The organism is Stenotrophomonas sp. Br8 (assembly GCF_014763005.1).
Lineage (GTDB): Bacteria > Pseudomonadota > Gammaproteobacteria > Xanthomonadales > Xanthomonadaceae > Stenotrophomonas > Stenotrophomonas lactitubi.
This window is the reverse complement of sequence record NZ_JACGTN010000003.1, coordinates 95,640-119,101: the sequence shown is the minus strand read 5'-3', so window position 1 is coordinate 119,101 and position 23,462 is coordinate 95,640. Positions and strand designations below refer to the sequence as shown.

23 protein-coding genes are annotated in these 23,462 nt (G+C 67.2%); 15 read left to right on the top strand and 8 right to left on the bottom strand.

Translation table 11 applies throughout. The features are described 5' to 3' along the window. Window positions 1–126: 126 nt before the first annotated feature. Complete coding sequence (locus tag H3005_RS01885; RefSeq protein WP_025873889.1) at window positions 127–762, bottom strand: LysE family transporter; 636 nt, start codon at window positions 760–762, stop codon at window positions 127–129. Between the two features lie 140 nt (window positions 763–902). Here H3005_RS01885 and H3005_RS01880 point away from each other — a divergent pair, with 140 nt between their 5' ends. The 14 genes from H3005_RS01880 to H3005_RS01815 all read left to right on the top strand — a co-directional run bounded on the left by H3005_RS01880 (window position 903) and on the right by H3005_RS01815 (window position 16,040). Further along, the gene (locus tag H3005_RS01880) at window positions 903–1,808 is read left to right on the top strand and encodes a LysR family transcriptional regulator ArgP (protein WP_100551831.1); all 906 of its coding nucleotides are present in this window, start codon (window positions 903–905) and stop codon (window positions 1,806–1,808) included. Between the two features lie 103 nt (window positions 1,809–1,911). Next, entirely contained in the window at window positions 1,912–2,496 is a 585-nt protein-coding gene (locus H3005_RS01875) for a hypothetical protein (protein ID WP_099819359.1), read from the top strand. Between the two features lie 78 nt (window positions 2,497–2,574). Next, entirely contained in the window at window positions 2,575–3,021 is a 447-nt protein-coding gene (locus H3005_RS01870; protein WP_191077494.1) for a GNAT family N-acetyltransferase, read from the top strand. A 206-nt stretch (window positions 3,022–3,227) separates the two neighbouring features. Next, a complete protein-coding gene (gene mqo, locus H3005_RS01865) occupies window positions 3,228–4,919 on the top strand; it encodes a malate dehydrogenase (quinone) (RefSeq protein ID WP_180163913.1) in 1,692 nt (563 codons plus the stop codon). Between the two features lie 353 nt (window positions 4,920–5,272). Then, complete coding sequence (locus H3005_RS01860) at window positions 5,273–7,471, top strand: TonB-dependent siderophore receptor (RefSeq protein ID WP_191077493.1); 2,199 nt, start codon at window positions 5,273–5,275, stop codon at window positions 7,469–7,471. A gap of 258 nt (window positions 7,472–7,729) precedes the next feature. Next, complete coding sequence (mdcA, locus tag H3005_RS01855; RefSeq protein WP_191077492.1) at window positions 7,730–9,373, top strand: malonate decarboxylase subunit alpha; 1,644 nt, start codon at window positions 7,730–7,732, stop codon at window positions 9,371–9,373. Between the two features lie 10 nt (window positions 9,374–9,383). Next, complete coding sequence (gene mdcC, locus H3005_RS01850) at window positions 9,384–9,704, top strand: malonate decarboxylase acyl carrier protein (RefSeq protein WP_191077491.1); 321 nt, start codon at window positions 9,384–9,386, stop codon at window positions 9,702–9,704. After that, entirely contained in the window at window positions 9,701–10,609 is a 909-nt protein-coding gene (locus H3005_RS01845) for a biotin-independent malonate decarboxylase subunit beta (protein ID WP_191077490.1), read from the top strand. The genes mdcC and H3005_RS01845 overlap by 4 nt, the downstream gene beginning before the upstream one ends. 2 nt (window positions 10,610–10,611) lie before the next feature. After that, window positions 10,612–11,316, top strand: a complete 705-nt coding sequence (gene mdcE / locus H3005_RS01840) for a biotin-independent malonate decarboxylase subunit gamma (RefSeq protein WP_100554065.1) — start codon at window positions 10,612–10,614, stop codon at window positions 11,314–11,316. After that, complete coding sequence (gene mdcG / locus H3005_RS01835; protein ID WP_191077489.1) at window positions 11,309–11,959, top strand: malonate decarboxylase holo-[acyl-carrier-protein] synthase; 651 nt, start codon at window positions 11,309–11,311, stop codon at window positions 11,957–11,959. Before mdcE ends, mdcG begins: the two co-directional genes overlap by 8 nt. Then, on the top strand, window positions 11,956–12,813 hold the full coding sequence (gene mdcB / locus H3005_RS01830; RefSeq protein ID WP_191077488.1) for a triphosphoribosyl-dephospho-CoA synthase MdcB: 858 nt from the start codon (window positions 11,956–11,958) through the stop codon (window positions 12,811–12,813). The genes mdcG and mdcB overlap by 4 nt, the downstream gene beginning before the upstream one ends. Then, a complete protein-coding gene (mdcH, locus tag H3005_RS01825; protein WP_191077487.1) occupies window positions 12,810–13,730 on the top strand; it encodes a malonate decarboxylase subunit epsilon in 921 nt (306 codons plus the stop codon). Before mdcB ends, mdcH begins: the two co-directional genes overlap by 4 nt. A gap of 117 nt (window positions 13,731–13,847) precedes the next feature. Continuing rightward, entirely contained in the window at window positions 13,848–15,215 is a 1,368-nt protein-coding gene (locus H3005_RS01820) for an SLC13 family permease (protein WP_071305649.1), read from the top strand. A 105-nt stretch (window positions 15,216–15,320) separates the two neighbouring features. Next, window positions 15,321–16,040, top strand: a complete 720-nt coding sequence (locus H3005_RS01815) for a GntR family transcriptional regulator (RefSeq protein WP_100551820.1) — start codon at window positions 15,321–15,323, stop codon at window positions 16,038–16,040. Window positions 16,041–16,220: 180 nt separating this feature from the next. Here the strand turns inward: H3005_RS01815 and H3005_RS01810 are convergent, their stop codons facing one another. Next, window positions 16,221–16,559: a hypothetical protein gene (locus H3005_RS01810; protein ID WP_100551819.1), complete on the bottom strand. Its 339-nt coding sequence runs from the start codon at window positions 16,557–16,559 to the stop codon at window positions 16,221–16,223. A gap of 154 nt (window positions 16,560–16,713) precedes the next feature. On the opposite strand from H3005_RS01810, the gene H3005_RS01805 reads away from it, so the two are divergent. Then, window positions 16,714–17,661, top strand: a complete 948-nt coding sequence (locus tag H3005_RS01805; protein WP_100551818.1) for a nucleoside hydrolase — start codon at window positions 16,714–16,716, stop codon at window positions 17,659–17,661. 4 nt (window positions 17,662–17,665) lie between these two features. Here the strand turns inward: H3005_RS01805 and H3005_RS01800 are convergent, their stop codons facing one another. From H3005_RS01800 to H3005_RS01775, 6 genes are all read right to left on the bottom strand, one after another. Next, window positions 17,666–18,940 carry an MFS transporter gene (locus tag H3005_RS01800; protein WP_100551817.1) on the bottom strand — a complete coding sequence of 425 codons (1,275 nt, stop codon included), beginning with the start codon at window positions 18,938–18,940 and terminating at the stop codon, window positions 17,666–17,668. A 177-nt stretch (window positions 18,941–19,117) separates the two neighbouring features. Next, window positions 19,118–20,254 carry a metallophosphoesterase gene (locus H3005_RS01795; RefSeq protein WP_100554064.1) on the bottom strand — a complete coding sequence of 379 codons (1,137 nt, stop codon included), beginning with the start codon at window positions 20,252–20,254 and terminating at the stop codon, window positions 19,118–19,120. An 82-nt stretch (window positions 20,255–20,336) separates the two neighbouring features. Then, complete coding sequence (locus tag H3005_RS01790; RefSeq protein WP_100551816.1) at window positions 20,337–21,875, bottom strand: TerC family protein; 1,539 nt, start codon at window positions 21,873–21,875, stop codon at window positions 20,337–20,339. Between the two features lie 62 nt (window positions 21,876–21,937). After that, entirely contained in the window at window positions 21,938–22,162 is a 225-nt protein-coding gene (locus H3005_RS01785; protein WP_100551815.1) for a helix-turn-helix transcriptional regulator, read from the bottom strand. A gap of 13 nt (window positions 22,163–22,175) precedes the next feature. Continuing rightward, window positions 22,176–22,643: a DUF2975 domain-containing protein gene (locus tag H3005_RS01780; RefSeq protein WP_100554063.1), complete on the bottom strand. Its 468-nt coding sequence runs from the start codon at window positions 22,641–22,643 to the stop codon at window positions 22,176–22,178. A gap of 186 nt (window positions 22,644–22,829) precedes the next feature. Next, a complete protein-coding gene (locus tag H3005_RS01775) occupies window positions 22,830–23,423 on the bottom strand; it encodes a hypothetical protein (protein ID WP_100551814.1) in 594 nt (197 codons plus the stop codon). Window positions 23,424–23,462: the final 39 nt, after the last annotated feature.

The window sequence follows — 23,462 nt, the reverse complement described above, 5'->3', positions numbered from 1 at the left end:
AGGCAACCCGTCGACGCATCCGCCAGTGGACAGAAAAAACGACGGCACCGTTGCCGGTGCCGTCGTTACCACTACCTTTACCTTGGAGAGAGAGTCAGGACGTGGGTTCGGGGGGCGTGCGCCGGGTCAATGGACCCCGCGCACCGCCAGAGTGAGGGCCAGGATGCTGAGGATCACCGCGATGGTGCCGTCCAGCACGCGCCAGGTGCTGGGCTTGGTGAACAGCGGTGCCAGCAGGCGCGCGCCCAGGCCCTGCGCGGTCAGCCACAGGCAACTGGCGGTGACCACGCCGGCCGCGAAGGCCATGCGTGCATTGCCGAAGTTCTCGGCGATCGAGCCGATCACCATCATGTCCAGCCAGAAGTGCGGGTTGATCAGCGAGAAGCCGACCGCCGCCATCAGCACCGCACGGCGGCTGCCGTCATCGCTATCGGCTTCGCCCATGCCGCCGCCGCCGGCGATCGCACGGCGTGCCGACTTCATCGCATACCAGGCCAGGAAGGCCACGCCGGTCCAGAGGACGGCGGTGGTCAGCCACGGCAACGCTGTGGTGAGCGTGCGCAGGCCGGCCACGCTGGCGAAGATGAAGATCGCATCGATGGCCGCACAGGTGGCCACCACCGGCACGATGTGCTTGCGCAGGATGCCCTGACGCAGGATGAAGGCGCTCTGGGCGCCGACCACGGCAAACAGGCCGATGCCGGTAGCCGCACCACTGAACCAGGCACCAAGGCCGGTGCTGGCGGAGATGACCGAGAACATGGGATTCACTACCTTGTCTTGCTTGGGGGGAGCGGTGCCTCGCGAAGGCGGACAGCACCGGAACGGGCGCCATTGTCGCGCCGCAACATAGAAAAGACGAGCTAAACTTACTAAACCAACATTAGCGGAGCTTAATCGCCATGCGCATCGACCATGCCCAGCTGCGGGCCCTGGCTGCAGTGATCCGCGAAGGCAGCTTCGACCGTGCCGCGCAGTCGCTCAACGTCACCCCCTCGGCCATCTCGCAGCGGGTCAAGGCACTGGAAGACCGCATCGGCCGGCTGCTGGTCAAACGTGGCACGCCGGCGACTGCCACCGCCGAAGGCCAGCTGCTGGTGCAGCTGGCCGAGCAGACCGCCCTGCTGGAGCACGATGCCCTGCACCGAATGGGCCTGGCCGACGAAGACCTGCCGCAGGCGAGCATCCCGGTGGCGGTGAACCACGACAGTCTGGAGACCTGGTTCCCGCAGGCCGCGCAGCAGTTCGCGCAGGGCACCGGCACTACCCTGGACCTGCGGGTGGAAGACCAGGACCACACCGTCGAGCTGCTGCGCCAGGGCACCGTGCTGGGTGCGGTGACCACCCTGGACGAGCCGGTGCAGGGCTGCCAGATCCACGCGCTGGGCAGCATCCGCTACGCCGCGACCTGTACGCCGGAATTCCGCGAGCGCCATTTCGCCAAGGGCGTCACCGCGCAGGCACTGGCGCAGGCACCGGTGCTGGTGTTCAACCGCAAGGACGACATGCAGTCGCGATTCGCCCGGCGCATGGCCGGCGCCGACCTGCCCAGCACTGCGCCGACCTGGTGGATTCCCTCCACCCGTGCCTTCGTCCAGGCCAATCTGGGCGGGCTCGGCTGGACGATGAACCCCCTGCCGCTGGTCAAGCGCCATCTGGATGCCGGGCGCCTGGTGTATGTGCGGCAGCGCGCGTGGGAAGACGTGCCGCTGTACTGGCAGCACTGGAAGGGCGACGTGCAGACCATGGCCCTGCTGACCCGGGCGGTGCTGGACGCCGCCTCGGCGCTGGTGCAGCGCAGGCGCTGAAAAGAGGGCAGCGAGGGGATCAAGTCCTTCTTGCCACAAACGACTTGATCCCTACGTCCCCTTTTTGTGCAAGCATCGGCGCAACCGACGAGGGGGCTGGCTGATGGAAACCGAACCGGTATTCCTGCATATCCGCGTGGTGATGGGGATCATCCTCGGCCTGTCCATCACCACCCTGCTGAAGGGGTTGGCGCAGATCATCGAACACCCGCAGCGGCGTGGCTGTTCGGCGCTGCACCTGTGCTGGGTGATGTGGACGCTGGTGTCGCTGGTCACCTTCTGGTGGTGGGAATTCCGCCTCGTTGAAGTGCATCGCTGGACATTTGAAACCTATCTGTTCGTGATCACCTACAGCGCGACCTGGTTCCTGCTGTGCGCGCTGCTGTTTCCCGACGATCTGCGCGACTACGGCAGTTACGGCCACTACCTGATGCAGCGGCGGCGCTGGATCTTCGGGGTGATCGCGATATTGACGCTACTGGACCTTGTGGACACCGCGATCAAGGGGGGAAGCCGATGGCGGCTGCTGGGGGATGCCTACCCGTTGCACACGGCGCTGATGCTCATCGTTGCGGCGCTGGGATGGCATCTGCGCAGCGCGCGCATGCAACTGGTGCTGGCCGCAGCGACACTGGCCTATCAACTGGCCTACTTCGCGGCGGAATACTTCACCATCGGCAGTGATTGAAGACCGCCGCCGTCTCCATCCAATCTCCATGCGGGTCGTCCACAATCATGTGGGTCCGTTCGACCACAGGTTTCCCAGATGACGATCCACTACCGCGATGCCCTCCCCGATGATGCCGCTGCCTGCATCGACCTTCGTGGGCGCACCCGCGAAAACGCCTTCAGCGCCGCGCAGCTGGCCGAACTGGGCATCACCGAAGAGAGCTGGGCCGCAGGCATCGCCGATGGCGATTCCATCGGCCGCGTCGCCTGGGAGGGCGAGCGGATGGCCGGCTACTGCTTTGCCGACCGCGAAAGCGGCGAGGTGCTGGTGCTGGCCCTGCTGCCGGAATTCGAGAACCGCGGCGTCGGCCGGCAGCTGCTGCAGGAGGTGGTCAGCCTGACCCGCGATTCAGGCCACACCCGCCTGTTCCTGGCCTGCTCGGCGGACCCGCGTTCGCGCTCGTATGGCTTCTATCGGCATCTGGGCTGGAAGGCGACCGGCGAGGTCGACGAGGCCGGTGACGAGATACTTGAGCTGTCTTGACGCGCGGTGCCGGGAACAGCCGCCGGGCATGGCCCGGCGCTACCGGGGATGGGGTCGAACGCGCAGGCCGGATGCTGCGTTGCATCAAAATCGGACCAGAAGCGGTTAAAATTGCCCCTGGAATGCTGCAAGGCGTTGTTTCTTCACGCTCTTTCCCTGCTTCTTGCGCATCCTGACCCCTTCCCCCCGCCAACGATTCCGCCCCCATGAAGAAATTTGGCAAGGCCCTGCTCGCCCTGCTCGTGCTGCTGTTGCTGGTCGCCGCACTGTTCCTGTACTGGCCGCTGACCCAGCGCTCGGTGCCCGCCGCGAGCAACGACAAGCCCGTCGACGTCGTGCTGGTCGGCGCCGGCATCATGAGCATCACTCTGGCCACCTACCTGCAGGAACTGCAGCCGGACTGGAACATCCAGGTCTACGAGCGCCTCGACAGCGTCGCCGGTGAAAGCTCGGACGGCTGGAACAACGCCGGCACCGGCCACTCGGCATTCGCCGAACTGAACTACACCCCGGAACTGCCCGATGGCAGCATCGAGACCAAGCGTGCGGTCGGCATCGCCGAATCGTTCGAGGTCTCGCGCCAGTTCTGGTCGCACCAGGTGAAGGAAGGCCGGCTGAGCCAGCCCAGCGACTTCATCAACCCCACTCCGCACATGAGCTTCGTCTGGGGTGATGACAACATCGCCTACCTGCACAAGCGCCAGCAGGCGCTGGTGAAGAACCCGCTGTTCTACGGCATGCAGTACTCCGAGGACCCGGCGCAGATCAAGCAGTGGGCACCGCTGCTGATGGAAGGCCGCGACCCGAAGCAGAAGGTCGCCGCGACCTGGATGCCGCTGGGCACCGACGTCAACTTCGGCGTCATCACCCGCCAGCTGACCGCCGGCCTGCAGCACAGCCCGAACTTCGGCCTGCACCTCAACCATGAAGTCAGCGCCCTGCGGCAGAACGCGGACAAGAGCTGGAACGTGACGGTGAAGGATCTCAAGGCCGGCACCGAGTCCACCACCCACGCCCGCTTCGTGTTCATCGGTGCCGGTGGCGCCGCGCTGAAGCTGCTGCAGATGTCGGGCATCCCGGAATCAAAGGACTACGCCGGCTTCCCGGTGGGCGGCCAGTTCCTCGCCTTCCAGGGCCAGGACGTGACCTCGCGCCATGGCGTGAAGGCCTACGGCATGGCCGAAACCGGTTCGCCGCCGATGTCGGTGCCGCACCTGGATGCGCGCAAGCTGGATGGCAAGCCGGTGGTCCTGTTCGGGCCGTTCGCGCTGTACAGCACCAAGTTCCTCAAGCACGGCTCGTGGTGGGACCTGTATTCGTCGGTCAACCACAACAACGTCGGCCCGATGCTGGAAGTGGGCAAGGACAACCTGGACCTGGTGCAGTACCTGATGGGCCAGGCGCGCCTCAACGACGCCGATCGCCAGGCCGAACTGGTCAAGTACTTCCCCAACGCCAAGCCGGGCGACTGGAAGCTGGTCACCGCTGGCCAGCGCGTGCAGATCATCAAGCGTGATCCGCTGAAGGGCGCGGTGCTGCAGTTCGGTACCGAGATCGTGACCGACAAGGACCACACCCTCGCTGCGCTGCTGGGCGCTTCGCCGGGTGCATCGACCTCGCCGCCGATCATGCTCGACCTGATGGCCAAGGCCTTCCCGGAACAGATGAAGGCCGGTTGGGAAGCCCGCCTGCGCGAGATCGTGCCGTCGTACGGCCGCAAGCTCAACGACAGTGCCGCGCTGACCAACGAGATCCGCACGCTGACCAGCCAGACCCTGCACCTGCCCTACCTGGACGTTCCGGTGGAAGCAGGCGCGACGCCAGCCCTGGCACCGACGGCCGCGCCGGCCCCGGCCAAGGAAAAGCGCAACGCCAACGAGGAACTGCAGGCGCTGTAAGCCTGCGGTTTACGGATGCAAACGGACGGCCACCCTCGGGTGGCCGTCTGCGTTTATGCGGCGGCGGGTCGGATCCCTCCCGTGCGGGATGGCTCTGACCCGCGCTCGAGCGCCGAGGGCAGGGTCAGGGCCCGTTGCCTGGGCAACGGGATCCGACCCCGCTCCAGCCCCTGCCAGGCGCCGACAAACCCCTGCTCAATGACGCGAATTGTAATGTTGTTAAGAATTATTTACATTTGCGTCCTGCGCAGTGACCGCGCCGCTCCCAGATGGACCTGATGTGCCCGAAGCCGCCGCCCGGGTGCTGGACGACTGTTGCCGCCCCTTCCCCGCCTTCACGCTTCGAGCCCGCCATGTCCCTGACTCTCCGTACCCGCCTGCCCCGCCGTGCGCTGCTGCCGGCTGCCCTGCTGTCCTCCCTCGCCGTGGTTGCACCGTCGGCGTTCGCCGAGGTCGCTGCCGACGCCTCCGACGCCAAGACCCTGGACCGGGTAAGCGTGCGCGCCGAGCAGTCCGCGCCGCCGTCCAGCACCACCCGCCTGCCGATCACCCTGCAGGAAACGCCGCAGTCGTCCACGGTGATCGGCCTGCAGCGCCTGCAGGACGAATCGTTGTTCAGCCTCAACGACGTGCTGCGCAATGTCACCGGCGTCAGCGTGTCCTTCTATGACACCCAGCGCCCGCTGTACTACGCGCGCGGCTTTGCCATCACCGATTTCCAGGTGGACGGCATCCCCACCTACAGCGGCTCGACCAACCAGGAATACGACACCGCCTTCTACGACCGGGTGGAAGTGATCCGCGGCGCCAATGGTCTGCTCAGCGGCGCCGGCGTGCCGTCGGCCACGGTGAACCTGCTGCGCAAGCGCCCGGGCAAGGAGTTCGACGCCTCGTTCTCGGTCAGTGCCGGCAGCTGGGACTACCGCCGCATGGAGGCGGACGTGACCGCGCCGCTGACCGCCGACGGCCGCTTCCGCAGCCGCGTGGTCGCCGCCTACACCGACCGCGATTTCTATTACGACCGCTACAAAGAGAACAAGATGGCCGGCATGGCCGTGCTGGAAGGCGATGTGACCGACAGCACCACGGTTACCGTCGGCTACCAGACCCAGGACAACAACCCGGTGGGTTCGACCTGGGGCACTGTGCCGTTCTTCGACAGCAAGGGTAACTTCGCGCATCTGCCGCGCTCGACCAACCTGGCACCGAAGTGGAGCTACTGGCAGCGCGAGACCAGCACGGTATTCGCCAACCTGGAACAGCGCTTCGGTGAGAACTGGCTGCTGAAGATCAACACCGCCTACACCCGCGGCAACGTGCAGAACATGCGCCTGTACGGCACCGGCAATCCCGACCCGGTGACCGGCGCGGGCATTTACCTGCGCACTGCCGCCGGCGATTCGGAAGACACCCGCCGCAACGTCGACGCCTACCTGACCGGCACCTTCAACCTGTGGGGCCAGGAGCATGACGTGACCGTCGGCGCACAGTGGGCCGACCTGGAAAGCACCACCAATACCCTGGCGCTGAACTACCCGCGCGATTGGGCGACGTGTGGCCGTGAGCGCTGCTACTACATCCCCAACGTGCACACCTGGGATGGCGACATCTCCGAAGTGACGTACACCCTTACCGGCGCACGCCGCGTGGCCAAGACCACGCAGAGCGGTTTCTACCTGGCCACCCGCCTGCGCCTGGCCGACCCGCTGGCGCTGATCGCCGGCGCACGCCTGAGCCGCTGGCAGACCCAGACCCGTGCCTACAACGCCGCCGGCGCCTATACCGCTACCAGCGGCGCGTACAAGGTGAGCGATGAAGTCACCCCGTACGTGGGCCTGGTGTACGACATCACCCCGAACGTGGCGGCCTATGCCAGCTACACCGAGATCTTCAACCCGCAGAACTACAAGGACCGCAACGAGAACCTGCTGGCGCCAGTGCAGGGCTCCAACCTGGAAGCGGGCCTGAAAACGCAGTGGTTTGATGGCCGTTTGACCGCCAACGCGGCGATCTTCGAAGCCAAGCAGGACAACTACGCGGTGCGTGACATGGGCGTGCCGGAAGGCTCGCTGAGCGACGGCAGTTCGGCCTACATCGGCGTCAACGGCACCAAGGCGCGTGGCTGGGAAGTGGACGTCAACGGCGAGATCCTGCCGGGCTGGACGGTCAATGCCGGCTATACCCACGTCAAGGTGACCCGCGCGGCCACCGACCTGCTGTACGCCAATCCGGCCGAGAATCTGCTGCAGCTCAATACCCAGCTGCAGCTGCGCGGCGCGCTGGAGCGCCTGAGCATCGGCGGTGGCGTGCAGTGGCAGAGCAAGGTGCAGGGCTACAACATCCCCTACCCGGTGGGTGTGGGCACCACGGTGACGGTGAACCAGCCGGCGTATGCGCTGGTGCAGTTCAACGCCAACTACCGCATCAGCGACGACTGGACGGCGACGCTGAGCGTGCGCAACGCGCTGGACAAGACCTACTGGGCCAACCTGGACTACAACAACTACGGCGAACCGCGCTTCGTGGCGGCCAGCCTGCGCTGGAAGTTCTGAGGCGCGCGGCGGAAACCCGGTGGGTGCCGACCGTTGGTCGGCACGCTCTCACCCCGCCACGACCAACGGTCGTGGCCTACCTGGATGGGCCCGCCTACGCGCGGGCCCTTCTTTTTGGTGGGTGCCATTTGCTGGGTGCCATTTGGTGGGTGCCGACCGTTGGTCGGCACGCCAGGCGGTCAGATTTGCTGCGCTGCGAGTTGCACAGCTCGCCATAATTATGGCGTAATTATTCCAACGCCATTCGGAAGTCCGTCGATGAACCCGAGCTGGGACACGCTGGAGCGGGGCCGCCAGGCGCGGCTGGAACGCGCCGCGCCATGGGCCAGTGGCCACGAGGTGGCGGCCGGCGATGTCGCCGAACTGCTGCACGCGCTGCTGGAGCCGGGCGATAAGGTCTGCCTGGAAGGCAACAACCAGAAGCAGGCCGACTTCCTCGCCCAGGCGCTGGCCGACCTCGATCCGGCAAGGGTGCATGACCTGCACATGGTGCAGTCGGTGCTGTCGCTGCCCTCGCACCTGGATGTGTTCGAGCGCGGCATCGCCTCCAAACTGGACTTCTCCTTCTCCGGGCCGCAGTCGGTGCGGCTGGCCAACCTGGTGGCCGAGGGCCGCATCCAGATCGGCGCCATCCACACCTACCTGGAACTGTTCGGCCGCTACTTCATCGACCTCACCCCGCGCGTGGCACTGGTCGCGGCGCAGGCCGCCGACCGCCACGGCAATCTCTACACCGGCCCCAACACCGAAGACACGCCGGTGATCGTGGAGGCCACCGCGTTCGGTGGCGGCATCGTCATCGCCCAGGTCAACGAGATCGTCGATACCCTCCCCCGCGTCGATATTCCTGCGGACTGGGTCAACTTCGTGGTGCAGGCGCCGCGCCCGAACCATATCGAACCGCTGTTCACCCGCGACCCGGCGCAGATTTCCGAGATCCAGGTGCTGATGGCGATGATGGCGATCAAGGGCATCTACGCCGAGTACGGGGTGAACCGCCTCAACCACGGCATCGGTTTCGATACCGCGGCGATCGAACTGCTGCTGCCGACCTATGCCGAATCGTTGGGGCTGAAAGGCAAGATCTGCCAGCACTGGGCGCTCAATCCGCACCCGGCGCTGATTCCGGCCATCGAATCGGGCTTCGTCAAATCGGTGCACTCGTTCGGCTCGGAACTGGGCATGGAGAAGTACATCGCCGCGCGCGGGGATGTGTTCTTCACCGGCGCCGACGGTTCGATGCGCTCCAACCGCGCGTTCTCGCAGACCGCAGGACTGTATGCCTGCGACATGTTCATCGGCTCCACGTTGCAGATCGACCTGCAGGGCAACAGTTCCACCGCCACCCGCGACCGTATCGCCGGCTTCGGTGGCGCGCCCAACATGGGCTCGGACGCACGCGGCCGCCGCCACGCCAGCGACGCCTGGCTCAAGGCCGGCCAGCAGGCCGCGCGGCCGGGCGAAATTCCGCGTGGGCGCAAGCTGGTGGTGCAGATGGTGGAAACCTTCCGCGAGCACATGGCGCCGGCCTTCGTCGACCGCCTCGATGCCTGGGAGCTGGCCGAACGCGCGGCCATGCCGCTGCCGCCGGTGATGATCTACGGCGACGACGTCAGCCATGTGCTGACCGAGGAAGGCATCGCCAACCTGCTGCTGTGCCGCAGCCCGGAAGAGCGCGAGCAGGCGATCCGCGGCGTGGCCGGCTACACCGCCGTGGGCAGGCGCCGCGATCGCGCGATGGTGGAAAACCTGCGCGACCGTGGAGTGATCCGCCGCCCGGACGATCTCGGCATCAACGTGCGTGACGCCAGCCGCGATCTTCTTGCCGCGCGCTCGGTGAAAGACCTGGTGCGCTGGTCCGGCGGTCTGTACGACCCGCCCAAGCGCTTCCGCAACTGGTAAGGGGAACGCCATGGAAACCCTCGACTATCGATTCGACGGCACGACGCCTGTCCGCTTCCCCACCGATGCCGTGCTGGTGGGCGTACTGGCCTCGGGCAACCTGGAAATCCTGCTGGAACCGGCCGACCTGGAAGGTGCGATGACGGTGCGCATCATCACCGCCGCGCGTGGCTTCGGCACGGTATGGCAGGCGGTGATCGCCGACTTCGCCCAGCGTCACCCCCTGCGCGATGTACGCGTGTCGATCAATGATGCCGGCGCCACACCGGCCGTGGTCAGCCTGCGCCTGGACCAGGCGGTAGAGACCCTGCACGCCGGAGGCCAGCCATGACGCTCGCACAGCGCAACAGCTATTACGAAGCCGATGCCCGCGCGCGCATCGGCGGACTGCTTGATGCAGGTTCGTTCCGTGAGTTTCTCGGCCCGGCCCAGCGCGCCATCAGCCCGCACTTGGCACAGCTGGACCAACCAGCCGCCTTCGACGATGGCATCGTCGTCGGCGAAGGACGCCTGCGCGATAAACACGTGCTGGTGGCCGCGCAGCAGGGTGAATTCATGGGCGGCGGTGTCGGTGAGGTGCATGGCGCCAAGTTGACCGGCCTGCTGCGCCGCGCGGCAGATACCCGGCCCGACGGCGTGCTGCTGCTGCTCGATACCGGTGGTGTGCGCCTGCATGAAGCCAACGCCGGCCTGATCGCCATTTCCGAGATCATGCGCGCCACCCTGGGTGCACGTGCAGCCGGTGTTCCGGTAGTGGCGCTGATCGGCAGTGGCAACGGCGCCTTCGGCGGCATGGGCATCGTCGCCCGCTGCTGCACTACGGTGATCATGTCCGAGGAGGGGCGGCTGTCGTTGTCTGGCCCGGAAGTGATCGAGACCGTGCGCGGCGTGGAGGAATTCGATTCGCGCGACCGCGCATTGGTGTGGCGGGTAACCGGCGGCAAGCACCGCTACCTGATCGACCAGGCGCAGGTGCTGGTACCCGATGCGATCAGCGCCTTTGCGCAGGCGGCCTTTGATGCACTGCAGCCAGACACCGCCAGCGCCGACACCGACGCGGCGCTGGCCGCGCTGCAGGCACGCCACGCCGCATTGAAAGCGCGCGTGGAAGCATGGGGCGACTGCAACGATGGACTGCAGATCTGGGCGCGCCAGGGCATTGCGGATCCAGAACGCCTGGCGCTGCTGGAAACCGATGCCTTCCTTGCCGCCACCGCGCACCGGAGCCTGCCATGAGCCTGCCATTGACTACGCTGCTGGACGCGCTGTTCCCGCGTGGCCACGCAATCGCGGTAAACGATTCGGTACTGACCGGATCAGCGACCACCGACGACGGCGAGGTGACGGTGATCGGCACCACCGACAAGATCGAAGTGGGCGTGGATCACGCCCTGGTGCTGGCCGATACCGTGCTGGCCAGCACCGCTGTACATCCGCAGCGTCCGATCGTGATGCTGGTCGATACCGCCGGCCAGCGGCTGGCGCGCCGCGATGAACTGCTGGGCATCAACGGCTACTTCGCCCACCTCGCACAGACCCTGGACCTGGCCCGCCGCCGTGGCGCGCGCCTGGTCACGCTGGTGTATGGCGAGTCGGTCAGCGGCGGCTTCCTGTCGTTCGGGTTGATGGCCGACCACATCCATGCCCTGCCCGATGCACAGGTGCGGGTGATGGACCTGCGCGCGATGGCACGGGTGACCAAGCAGCCGCTGGAAAAACTGCAGGCGCTGAGCCTGACCTCGCCGGTGTTCGCGCCGGGCGTGGAGAACTATGTGGCGATGGGCGCAGTGCAATCGCTGTGGGATGGTGATCTGGCGCGTCACCTGCTGGATGCACTGCGCGCACCCGCCGACGGTGACCATCGCGCCGCGCTGGGCGCCGAACGCGGTGGCCGCACATTGGCTGCGCAGGTGGCCATTGCCGTGAGCCAGGGCAATGCCTGAGCGGCCTGCCCGGCACACGCTGGTCTGGCTGTCGGCCGATGCCGATTGGCGGGCCGACGTGCCCACGCACGAGCCGCGCCTTGCCGCATGGTTGGCGCAGGGCCTGCCTGCGGTGGTGACGCGTCGTGCAGCGGATGATCCCGATCCGCGCCTGCGACTGGGCGTTCCATTGCCACCGGCCGAGGGCAAGCAACGCCTGTCGTTGCGCGTGCCGTTGCGCGACGTTGCTCGCATGCGCGCGCCGCCGGCATTGAGTGAGCTGCTGGCAGCGGGCGACGCCGTTGTTCCGCAGGCATGGCAGGAATCACTTCACGACCTGCAGGCACTGGCCCCGGCACGGGTGTTCGGCGCCTTCGCCTGGCAATGGCTGACTGCCCTGCACTACTTGCATGAGCGTTCGGACATCGACCTGCTGTGGCAGGTGACCGATGCCGCGCAGGCCGAGGCGCTGATCGCGCAGTTGCTGGCATGGGAGAGCCGCCATCCGCATCGCCTTGATGGCGAGCTGTGCCTGCCCGATGGCGGTGCGGTGAACTGGCGCGAACTTGCCGGCCGCAGTCGGCAGGTGCTGGTGAAGCGCCTGGACGGAGCCGCATTGGAAGCGCGCGATACGCTGTTCGCCACGCGCGAGGCGATCGCATGATTGCCGCCCGCAAGCCGTTGTCCGCACACGGTACGGTGATCGACAGCGCACGCCTGGGACGGCTGGCCATTGCCAGCCTGCACACCGAGCTGGCCTGCGCCCCGAAACCGGGCCTGGTCACGCCGTTCAACAGTGGCAGCCATGACGACATGGATGCCAGCACCTTCCTGCGCAGCCTGTTCGCCCTGCGCCACTACTTCACTGCGGTGGCCAGGGCCGGTGCCGCGGGTGCCCCCTTCACGGTGCTGCGCGATCACGGCATTGCCGCCGAAGCGGCCATGCTGGCCGCCACCGCCGGCATCAACACCCATCGCGGTGCGATCTTCAGCCTTGGCCTGCTGGTGGCTGCCGCTGCTGAGCGCAGGCGCGCGCATGGCCAGGCCGTATCCGGCGCGCAGGTGTGTCTGGCGGTCCAGCAGTGGAAAGACGCGCTCATCACGGCGCCACTGGACCCGCACAGCCCGGGACAGCGCGCGCGCGCACGACACGGGGTCTGCGGCGTGCGCGAGCAGGCTGCCGCCGGCTACCCGGTGCTGCGCGAGCTGGCCCTGCCCACCCTGCGCCACGCGCTGGACAGCGGCCTGCCGCGCGACGCCGCGCTGTGCCACACGCTGATGCAGCTGGTGGCACAGGTGGACGATCTGAACCTGCTGCACCGAGGTGGCGCCGAGGGCCTGCGTTGGGCGCAGCAACAGGCAACCACCTTCCTTTCCTCGGGCGGGGCCTTCGCGCCGGACTGGCGCATGCGCCTGCAGTCCATGGGCGATGCGTTCGTGACGCGTCGGCTCAGCCCGGGTGGCAGTGCCGATCTGCTGGCCTGCGCCTGGTTCCTGCTGCAGCAGGAGGGCGTATGAGCCTGGCTCTGCTCTGCCCCGGACAGGGTGCGCAGCATCCGGCGATGTTCGACCGCGTGCGTGGCATCGCCGCTGCACGCGCGGTACTGGACGCGGCGGGTGATGTGCTGGGACGCGACGTGTTCGCTGCCGCAGCCGCCGACGACCGCTTCGACAACACACAGGCGCAACCGCTGCTGTGCGCCGCCAGCATCGCGCAATGGCATGTCCTGCGCGACGCCCTGCCGAGCCCGATCGTGCTGGCCGGGTACAGCATCGGCGAACTGGCGGCGCACGCCATTGCTGGCAGTTTCGATGCCAGCACCTGCCTTTCGCTGTCGGCCCAGCGCGCGCGCCTGATGGATGCTGCCAGTCCCGCCGGTGCGGGCATGCAGGCCATCCTCGGCCTGGATCGACAGACGCTGCAGCCGCTGTGCGACACGTACGGCGCGCACGTGGCCATCGCCAACGGCGCAGATCACTTCATCGTTGGCAGCACGCAGCAGGCACTGAATGCGCTGACCGCTGCCGCGCACGCGCAGGGCGCGGAGGTGCGCCCGTTGCCGGTGCATGTGCCGGCGCACACGCCACTGCTGTCGGCGGCAGTCGCACCGTTTGCCGCGGCGCTGCAGGCGACCACCCTGCATGCCCCTCGCCTGCCACTGCTGGCCGGCATCGATGCACGGCCGGTGCGCGACACCACGACGACGGTGCATACGCTGTCCGCACAGCTGGCGCAGACCATCGAATGGGCACAGGTGATGCGCCAGGCCTTCGAGCGCGGCGCGCGGGTGTTCCTGCAGCTGGGCCCGGGCAACGCGCTGGCACGCATGCTCGCGCCGGCCTATCCGTGCTGCGAGGTGCGCGCGATCGAGGAATTCCAGAGCCTGGACGGCGCGGCGGCGTGGGTCCGCAGCGCGCTGCAGCGGCTGCAGTAACGGGTTTGAGCAGTAGAGGGTTTGAGCAGTACGTAACGCGCAGTACGTAACAGGCCATACCCCGGGATGGCGGGCTTCCATCCGTGCAGTACGCGAATCAGGTGTCTGGGAGGGCGCATGACTCCACAAATTGCAACGATCATCGGTCTGGTGATCATGTTCATCGTCGCCACCGCGATGCCGATCAACATGGGCGCCGTCGCCTTCGCGCTGGCCTTCATCGTCGGCGGTCTCTGGGTCGACATGGGGGGCAAGGAAGTCCTCGCCGGCTTCCCGGGTGACCTGTTCCTGACCCTGGTCGGCATCACCTACCTGTTCGCCATCGCGCAGAAGAACGGCACCATCGACCTGCTGGTGCATTGGGCGGTGAAAGCAGTGCGCGGCCATATCGTGGCCATTCCGTGGGTGATGTTCGTGATCACCGCGGTGCTGACCGCCTTCGGGGCGCTCGGCCCGGCGGCCGTGGCGATCATCGGCCCGGTCGCACTGCGCTTTGCCAAGCAGTACAACATCAATCCGCTGATGATGGGCCTGCTGGTGATCCATGGTGCGCAGGCGGGTGGCTTCTCGCCGATCAGCGTGTACGGCAGCATCACCAATGGCGTGGTGCAGAAGGCCGGGCTGGAAGTCACCGAGATGGCGGTGTTCCTGACCAGCCTCGGCTTCAACTTCATGATGGCCACGATCTGCTTCTTCGCCTTCGGCGGCATCGCGCTGCTGCGTCGCGGTTCGATCACTGCGGCGGGCACGGTCGGCACGGCGGAACTGGCGATGGCCGGTGGTCCGCAGGCCTCGTCGCGGCAGTTCGCCATCGAAGGCCACGGTGCGCTGGTCGCGGCCGGTGGTGGCACCCTGTCCAACGATCCGGTGGCACTGGATGCGGTGGGCCTGACCCGCGAGCGGCTGTTCACCCTGATCGGCCTGCTCGGCCTGGGCGTGGCCGCACTGATCTACAACCTCAACGTCGGCCTGGTCTCGATCACCGTTGCGGTGGTGCTGGCACTGCTGTCGCCGCAGAGCCAGAAGGGTGCGGTGGATGGCATCAGCTGGTCCACCGTGCTGCTGATCTGCGGCGTGGTCACCTACATCGGCGTGCTGGAACATGCCGGTGCCGTGGACTTCATCGGCCACGGTGTTTCCAGCATCGGCATCCCGCTGCTGGGCGCACTGCTGGTCTGCTACGTGGGTGGCATCGTCTCCGCGTTCGCCTCGTCGGCAGCGGTGCTGGGTGCCACCATTCCGCTGGCCGTGCCGTTCCTGATGCAGGGCCATCTCAGCGCCGCTGGCGTGATCTGCGCGCTGGCCGTGTCCTCCACCATCGTCGATGTCAGCCCGTTCTCGACCAACGGCGCACTGGTAGTGGCCTCTGCCGCGAAGGAGGAACGCGAAACGCTGTTCCGCCGCTTCCTGGTCTACAGCGGCCTGGTGGTGGCATTCGGCCCGCTGCTGGCCTGGCTGGTGTTCGTGGTGCCGGGCTGGATGTAACCAGCCAACGGTAGTGCCAGCCGCTGGCCGGCAACCTCATGAAGCCATCCAACGATCATGGGTTGCCGGCCAGCGGCCGGCACTACCTGGCGTTACACTTTCCGCATGGCCATCGCTCCCGCTCCGCGTACTCCGAAGAAGCGCGCCCCTCTGTATGAAGAGGTGGCCGAACACGTGCGCGAGCGGATCTACGACTACCGCCTGCCACCGGGCGAGTGGATTGACGAGCCGGCGCTGTGCGAGGAACTGGGCATCAGCCGCACGCCGCTGCGTGAAGCGCTGAAGCTGCTCGCCGCCGAAGGCCTGGTGCAGATCGATGCGGGCCGCGGTGCGCGGGTCACCCGGCTGACGCTGGAAGACCTCAACCAGCTGTTCCCGGTGATGGCGATGCTGGAAGGCCGCTGTGCGCATGAAGCGGTCAAGCACATCGACGACGCCGGCGTGCAGCAGCTGGAAGATCTGCACGCGGCGATGGAAACGGCGGCGGCAGACGGCAACATCGCCGAGTACTACCGCAACAACTACCTCATCCACGAGACGGTGCAGCACTACGCCGGCAACCCGTGGCTGATCCGCATCACCCATGACCTGCACCGCATCCTGAAGATGCATCGCGGGCGCCAGCTGCTGGCCCCGGGGCGCACGGCGCAGTCGCTGGCCGAGCACCGCGAACTGATGGAGTGCTTCCGCCAGCGCGATGCGGCCGGCGCCGAACGCACGATGGAGCGGCATCTGCTCAGCCAGGGCCAGGCCTTGGCTGCGTATGTGGCCAGCGGCGGATTGTTGAACGTGCCTGCGCCGTTGCCGACCGAAGGCGGAAGCTGAGTTCATGGGGTTGCCGGCCAGCGGCCGGCACTACCAGGGCGTGACCTGTCGAGGTTGCCGGCCAGCGGCCGGCACTACCAGGGCGTGACGTCTCGAGGTTGCGGGCCAGCGGCCGGCACTACCAAGGCGAGGCCAGGTCACGGTAGTGCCGGCCGCTGGCCGGCAACCTGGAACGTCTCCTCAATCGCCGCCGCCGCAGCTGCCGCCGTCCCCGCCTCCACCGCTGTCGCCGCTGCCGCAGTCCGTGCTGCTGTAGCTGGGGTGGCTGTGGCTGTCGCCGGAAGAACCACCGGAAGAATCATAGGCGCCACCGCCATTTCCATCGCCGCGCGCGGGTGAGCCATCGGCAGTAGCCATCGCCATGCACACGATGGCGCCGACCAGCGGCAGCAGCCACACCACCAGCAGCTGCCCGGCGCGGCTGCTGACGCGAAGGTCGTCGCGTCCCAGCACCACGAAGCTGGCCACCAGGTTCAGCCCCAGCACCAGGGCAATCAGGACGAGGGTCACAGCCAGCATGGCGCAGCTCCTTGCGACGGGTTCGGGCCCGCAGACGATACCACCGCCGCCGGTTCGCCCTGCCTGTCATGAAGATGGGACAATGTAGGGCGCGCCGGCCTGCCCTCGGGGCCGCCGGCCCCCCTGCACCACACGGAAGAAGAAGAACAACAACATGTTGAAAGTCATTTTCGATACCGACCCGGGCGTCGACGACGCGCTGGCGCTGCTGTACCTGCACAAGCACCCGCAGATCGACCTGATCGGCGTCACCACCACCTTCGGCAATGCCTCGGTGGAGTCGACCACGCACAACGCGCTGTACCTGAAGCAGGCCTGGGGCCTGTCCGCGCCGATCGCGCGCGGCGCTGGAGGCCCGCTGCAGCCCGAAGCCACTCCGGAAGCCTGGCCGGTGCATATCCATGGCTACAACGGTCTGGGCAACCACCCGGTGCCGGAGGCCCTGGATGTGGCCACCGACGGCCGCCCGGCCCACCAGCTGATCATCGACCTGGTCCGCGCCCACCCGGGCGAAGTGACCCTGGTGGCAGTCGGCCGCATGACCAACCTGGCGCTGGCCCTGCAGCAGGCACCGGACATCGCCGGTCTGGTGCGCGGCGTTGTGCTGATGGGCGGTGCGTTCCACGTCAACGGCAACATCACCCCGGCGGCCGAAGCCAACATCTGGGGCGACGCCGAAGCGGCTGACATTGTGTTCACCGCCAATTGGCCGGTGACCGCCATCGGCCTGGACGTGACCACCCGCGTGGAAATGGACCGTGACGGCCTGGACAAACTGGCCGCCATCGGTGGCGCCGATGCCGAACTGGTGCGCGCCCTGTCGCAGGACTACGTGGACTTCTACCTGCAGGCAGGCCACAAGGGCATGGTCGTGCACGACTGCTGCGCCTGCATCGCCCTGACCCGCCCGGAACTGTTCCAGTTCGAGCGCGCCAGCGTGCGCGTGGCCACCGACGGCGTCGCCCGCGGCATGACCATTCCCAAGCCGGAAGGCATGGGCTTCGGCCCCAGCGTGTGGGATGGCCACGTGCTGCAGTCGATTGCCATCGGCGTCGATGCGGGTGCGGTACTGGCCGACATCGAGCAGACCCTGAAGGTCTAAGCGCTCACTGCCCGCCCCGGGACACGGGGCGGGTCTTCGGCACGGTCTCCGGCAACGTCCACAGCACCGGCAGCACCAGTACTGCCACCAGCGCGATCATCGCCCCCGGCGCTGCTGACCATCCGCTGCGTTCCACCCACCATTGCGCCAACCACGGCGTCGCCCCGCCGAACACCGCGGTGGCCATGGTCACCCCCAACGCCAGTCCACTGACCCGGCCCTCGCCCGGGAACTGTTCTGCCGTGGCCGGTGCCGCCACGGCACTGATGCCACCGGCCACGCAGGCCAGCACCACTGCTGCGAGCACGATGCCCAGTGGCGCGGCAGACGCCATCCAGCCGAACATCGACAACGGCAGCAGCGCCGCCAGTACCGTCAGCCCCAGCAGCAGCGGACGCCGCCCGAAGCGATCGGACAACGCGCCGCACAGCGGAGTGATTGCGATCACCGCCACCGCTGCAATGGTCGACAGCCACAGCGCATCGCCTTCGTCGTGTCCCTGCGCGTGCAGGAACGCTGGCACATAGGTGATGCCTACGTAGTAAGTGATCGACCCCAGTGCGGAAATCGCGAACGTGCGTGCCACCGCACCAGGATGGTTGCGCAGGACATGCCGCAGCGGCGTGGCGGGAATGCTGCCTTCGCGTCGCTGCCGTTCGAACTCCGGCGATTCGTGCATGCCCGAACGCGCGATCAGGATCACCAGTGCCAGCGCCGCGCCGAAGAAGAACGGGATTCGCCAGCCCCAGCTGTCCAGCTGCGGCGCAGGCAACAGCGCCACCGTGAGCGCGGAGATCGCCACCGCCAGCAACGCGCCCACTTCACTGGCCGCCGAGGCCAACGAAGTGACCAGGCCGCGTCGTCGCGCCGGCGCGCTTTCCAGCAGGTAGGCGACCACGCCGGTGTATTCGCCGCCCACCGAGAATGCCATCACGCAGCGCAGGATCAACAGCAGCACGCCGGCAGTCGCACCAGCGGTCGCCGCCGTCGGCAGCAACGCGGTGGCCAGCATGGCCGCCGCCATCAGCGCCATCGAGGCCAGCAGCATCCAGCGCCGGCCGAGCCGGTCGCCCAGGTGGCCGAAGCACAGCGCACCGAGCGGACGCATCAGGTAGGACACCGCGAAGCCGGCCAGGGTAACCAGCATCGCCTCCTGGCCGCCGCCGAAGAACACCCGCGACAGCACCGTGGCGAAGTACAGGTACAGGGTGAAGTCGTACCACTCCACCACCGTGGACAGGCCGGCCACCCACATCGAGCGCTGCCGCCCCGCAGTCATTGCGTGTTTTCCTTCATCGCCGAAGGGTGTCATGGCGGCAGTGACGATGCAGTAGATCCACGCCATGCGTGGATGCCCCGGAAGGAACGCAGTAGATCCACGCCATGCGTGGATGCCCCCCGGGTTAAATGGGGTCAGAGCCCTTTGCCGCTGGCAAAGGGATCCGACCCCACTCTGTTACGGCGCCCGGCGCAGGGTGATCAACGTGATCTCCGACGGCACGCCGATGCGCGCCGGGAATCCCGCCCACAGGCCGGCACCGTTGCTCACGTAGAGCGTCATGCCATCCACCGCATAGCGGCCGGAAACGAAGCCGCCGTTGGCACGCTTCACCAGCTCGTCCATGCCGATGATCTGGCCGCCATGGGTGTGCCCGGAAAGCTGCAGCTTCACCCCGCGTGCAGCCGCTTCGCGTGCATTGCGTGGCCGATGGTCAAGCAGGATCACCGGTGCGGTCAGGTCGGCACCGGCCAGTGCGGCGTCCAGGTCGGGCAGTGGCAGGCCATAGCGCGAGGCCACCGGGTCGGTCACCCCGGCGATGGTCAGCGCTGCATCACCACGAAGCACCTGGGTGTGGCTGTTTTCCAGCACCTGCATGTGCAGCGCGCGGAACGCCTGCATCCATTCGCTGTACTGCGCGTAGTACTCGTGGTTGCCGGTGATGACGATCACCCCGTCCGGCGCACGCAGGTCAGCCAGTGGGGTGTAATCGTTGCGGCGCGCCTGCACGCTGCCGTCAATGAGGTCACCGGTGATCACCACCAGGTCCGGTTGCAGCGCATTGCTTGCTGCTACGACCTGGCGCACCCAGTCGCCGGTGAGCAGGCGGCTGGCATGGATGTCGGTGAGCTGCAGCACGCGGTAGCCATCGAAGGCCTGCGGCAGGCCGGCGATGGCCACCTCGATCTGCCGCGGCTGGGGTACGGCCATGCCCTGGCTGACACCGAAGCCGCTGAGCAGCAGTGCCAGCACCGCAACGGACGGGCGTAGCGCCCTGCTGCGCAGTGCAGACAGGGCACGCGGTGCGCGCAACAGGCGGGCAGCCAACAGTCCGGCGTCCAGCACCAGCAGCGCCAGGGCCAGCAGCAGCACCGCGGTGGAGCCGGTGGCCAGCGTGGCGATGGCCATCTTCGGAATTTCCGGCGAGGCCATCGTGCCCCAGAAGCTGGCGACGATGCGCAGCTGCACGGCAATGCCCACCAGCAGCACGGACAGCACCACCTTCAACCAGACAGGCAGGCGCAGTGGCCAGAACAGGCGCCAGGCCACATACAGGCCCATCAGAAAACCAATCGTACTCAGCACTACGACAATCCAGAACGGTAAACAGGCCCGCCATGGTGACGGCAGAAGATGGCAATGGATAGAGCCGAGCACGGGCTCGGCTCTACCGTCGTCACGCCTCCGGCAAGCGCTCCACCCGCAACCGCGTGATGCGGCGCTTCTCCATTGCCAGCACGGTGATGCGGATACCGGCCACCTCCAGCGTGTCGCCGATGTCGGGCAGGCGCCCCAGCTGTTCCAGCACCAGCCCGGAGATGGTCATGTAGTCCGCGCTGCGCGGCAGCGACACGCCGGCCAGCCGCTGCAGGTCGTCCAGGGTCAGCGCGCCGTCGGCGTCCCAGCAGTCCTCGCCCTGCGCGACCACGCCATAGCGCTCGTCCTGGGTATCGGCCAGATCACCGGCGATGGCCGCCAGCAGGTCGTTGGCGGTCACCAGGCCTTCCACGCTGCCGTACTCGTCCACCGCCACCGCCAGCGGCACCGGATGCTGGCGGATCAGCTCCAGGGCCTGCAACGCACTGGCGCTGGACAGCACGTACTGCGGCTCGCGCAGGTTGCCTTCCAGTTGCAGTGGCTTGCCCTGCAGCAGGTCGGCCAGCAGGTCGCGGCTCTGCACCACGCCACGCAGGCTGTCCAGGTCACCGTCGCCCACCAGCATCCGCGTATGCGGCGACGCCACCAGGCGGGCGACCACGTCGTCGTCACCGCGCGCCATGTCGATCCACTGCACGTCGGCACGCACGGTCATCACGCTGGACACCGGGCGGTCAGCCAGGCCCAGCACGCTGCGTATCATCTCGTGCTCGGCCGGCTGCAGGCGTTCTTCGGTACTGCCACGTTCATCGGCTTCTTCTTCATCGTGGCCATTGGCCTGGCGCGCGCCCAGCAGGCGCAGCACTGCATCGGCGGTACGCTGGCGGAACGGCTGGCGCTGCTCGTTGCGCTCGTGGTTGAAACGTATCCACTGGTTGAACGCTTCCACCAGGATCGAGAACGCGATGGCCGCGTACAGGTACCCCTTCGGAATCTTGTAGCCCAGGCCCTCGGCCACCAGGCTGAAACCGATCATCAGCAGGAAGCCCAGGCACAGCACCACCACGGTCGGGTGCTTGTTGACGAAGCGGGTCAGCGGTTTGCTGGCCAACAGCATCAGCACCATCGCGATGGTCACTGCCGCATACATCACGCCGAGGTTGTCGACCATGCCGACGGCGGTGATCACCGAGTCCAGCGAGAACACGGCATCGAGCACCACGATCTGCGCCACCACCATCGCGAAGCTGGCGTAGACCTTCTTGCCATCTTCGTGATGCTCGCGGCCTTCCAGCCGCTCGTGCAGTTCCATCGTGCCCTTGAACAGCAGGAACAGGCCGCCGCCCAGCAGGATCAGATCACGCCCGGAGAAGCTGTGCTCGAACAGGGTGACCAGCGGTTCGGTCAGTTTCATGATCCAGGCCAGCGCGGCCAGCAGCACCAGCCGCATCAGCAGCGCCAGCGCCAGGCCGATCACCCGCGCGCGGTCGCGTTGGTGCGGCGGCAGCTTGTCGGCCAGGATCGCGATGAACACCAGGTTGTCGATGCCGAGAACGATCTCCAGCACGACCAGGGTTGCAAGGCCCATCCATATCGAGGGGTCAGCCAACCATTCCATTTCAGGTCCGTTTCGTCAGTAAGGGGAAAGTGATGCGATTCAGGCGCGCGGCGGGGCGAAGGTCAATCCGCATCCTGCGCCTGCGTGGGGTCATGCCCGAGCAGGTCGCCGGGGCTGCATTGCAGTTCGCGGCAGATCGCATCGAGCGTGGAAAAGCGGATCGCACGTGCCTTGCCGGTCTTCAGGATCGACAGGTTGGCCAGGGTGATGTCGATGCGCCCGGCCAGCTCGGACAGGGTCATGCCACGTTGCTGCAGCATGCGGTCGAGGGTGATGATGATCGCCATCAGCTCATGCTCATCAAATCACGCTGTCCAGATCGTCGCGCATCGCTGCGCCGACGGTGAACACCCGCGCCAGCACGAACAGCATCAGCACCGCGACCAGGCCGGTGATCGACATGCCGCCGCCCACCTCCATCCAGGCGAAGTCCGGCCCCATCCAGCTGGCGTAGAGCCCGATCACGATCGACAGCACCTCCATCGCCAGCATCAGCCAGGCCATGCGTTGCAGGCGCACGGCATTGGCATGGGTGAAGGGGCGCTCGTTGGCCGCAGACCGCAGCAGCCGCGCCAGGTGGCGCAGGAACACCAGGCACAGCACCAGCAGCGCGACGATGGCGGCAAGGCCCACGCAGAAATGCAGGAACAGATGCGAACCGTGCATGGCCGCCGCGTGCGCATCGTGCACGCTGTCCAGCAGCCAGCTGCGGTCGTAGGCCACCAGCGGCACTGCCAGCAGCGCGGCCAGGATGCCCAGCCAGCACATCGCGCGCACCGCCTGCACGGCGGTCTGGGCCAGGGTGAACAAGCCGCGCGCAGGAAGGGCGCGGGCGGGACGAACGGTCAAGCAGCCTCCGATGTGGAGCGGCCCTGCCGCCCCGGGGTGGATTTATCGATAAACGATATATCACATCCGGGGGCTGTTGGCTGAATCGCTTCCGCTCCGGCGCCGTTACCGGGCGGGTGCGGATGCAGGCGGCGCGGCCTGTTCGCGCATCGCTTCGCCCGGCGTGGCCGAGGCCATCGCCTGCACCCCCGCTTCGGCGGCCTGCCGGGTAACCAGCCGGAAGCGCACGCGCAGCTTGCTCTCGCCCGGCGTTGCCCAGCCGTACTGGATCGCCACCTGGTCGCCGGACAATGGACCGCGCGAGGGCAGCGAGCGGATCTGCAGCGGTTTCGGCGCGGCCTGCATCAGCCGCGCGAAGCCCTTCTGCACCACTGCCGGGTCGGCCTTCTCGGCATACACGGTACAGGTGCCATCGTCGGCCCAGCTGACCGCATAGCGGCCACTGGCCAACGGCACCATCCACGCCATGCCCGGCTGGCCCTGCAGCAACGTGGCCGCCTCGGCCGGCTGCAGCGGGGTCAGGCCGTTGGCATCCATCAGCGACTGCAGGCGCGCCGGTGCGCCGATGTGCTGCATGCAGGCGGTGTCGAACAGTTCGCTGAAGGGATCCTGCGCCGGTGCCTTCGGCGCACGCGCGGGCTGGGCCATCACCACGATCGGCAGCAGCAGGCCAGCCGTCAGCCAGGGCGCAGGGCGCATCGCAACTCCAGGGAACGGAAAACAGCGGGGAGGATGGCA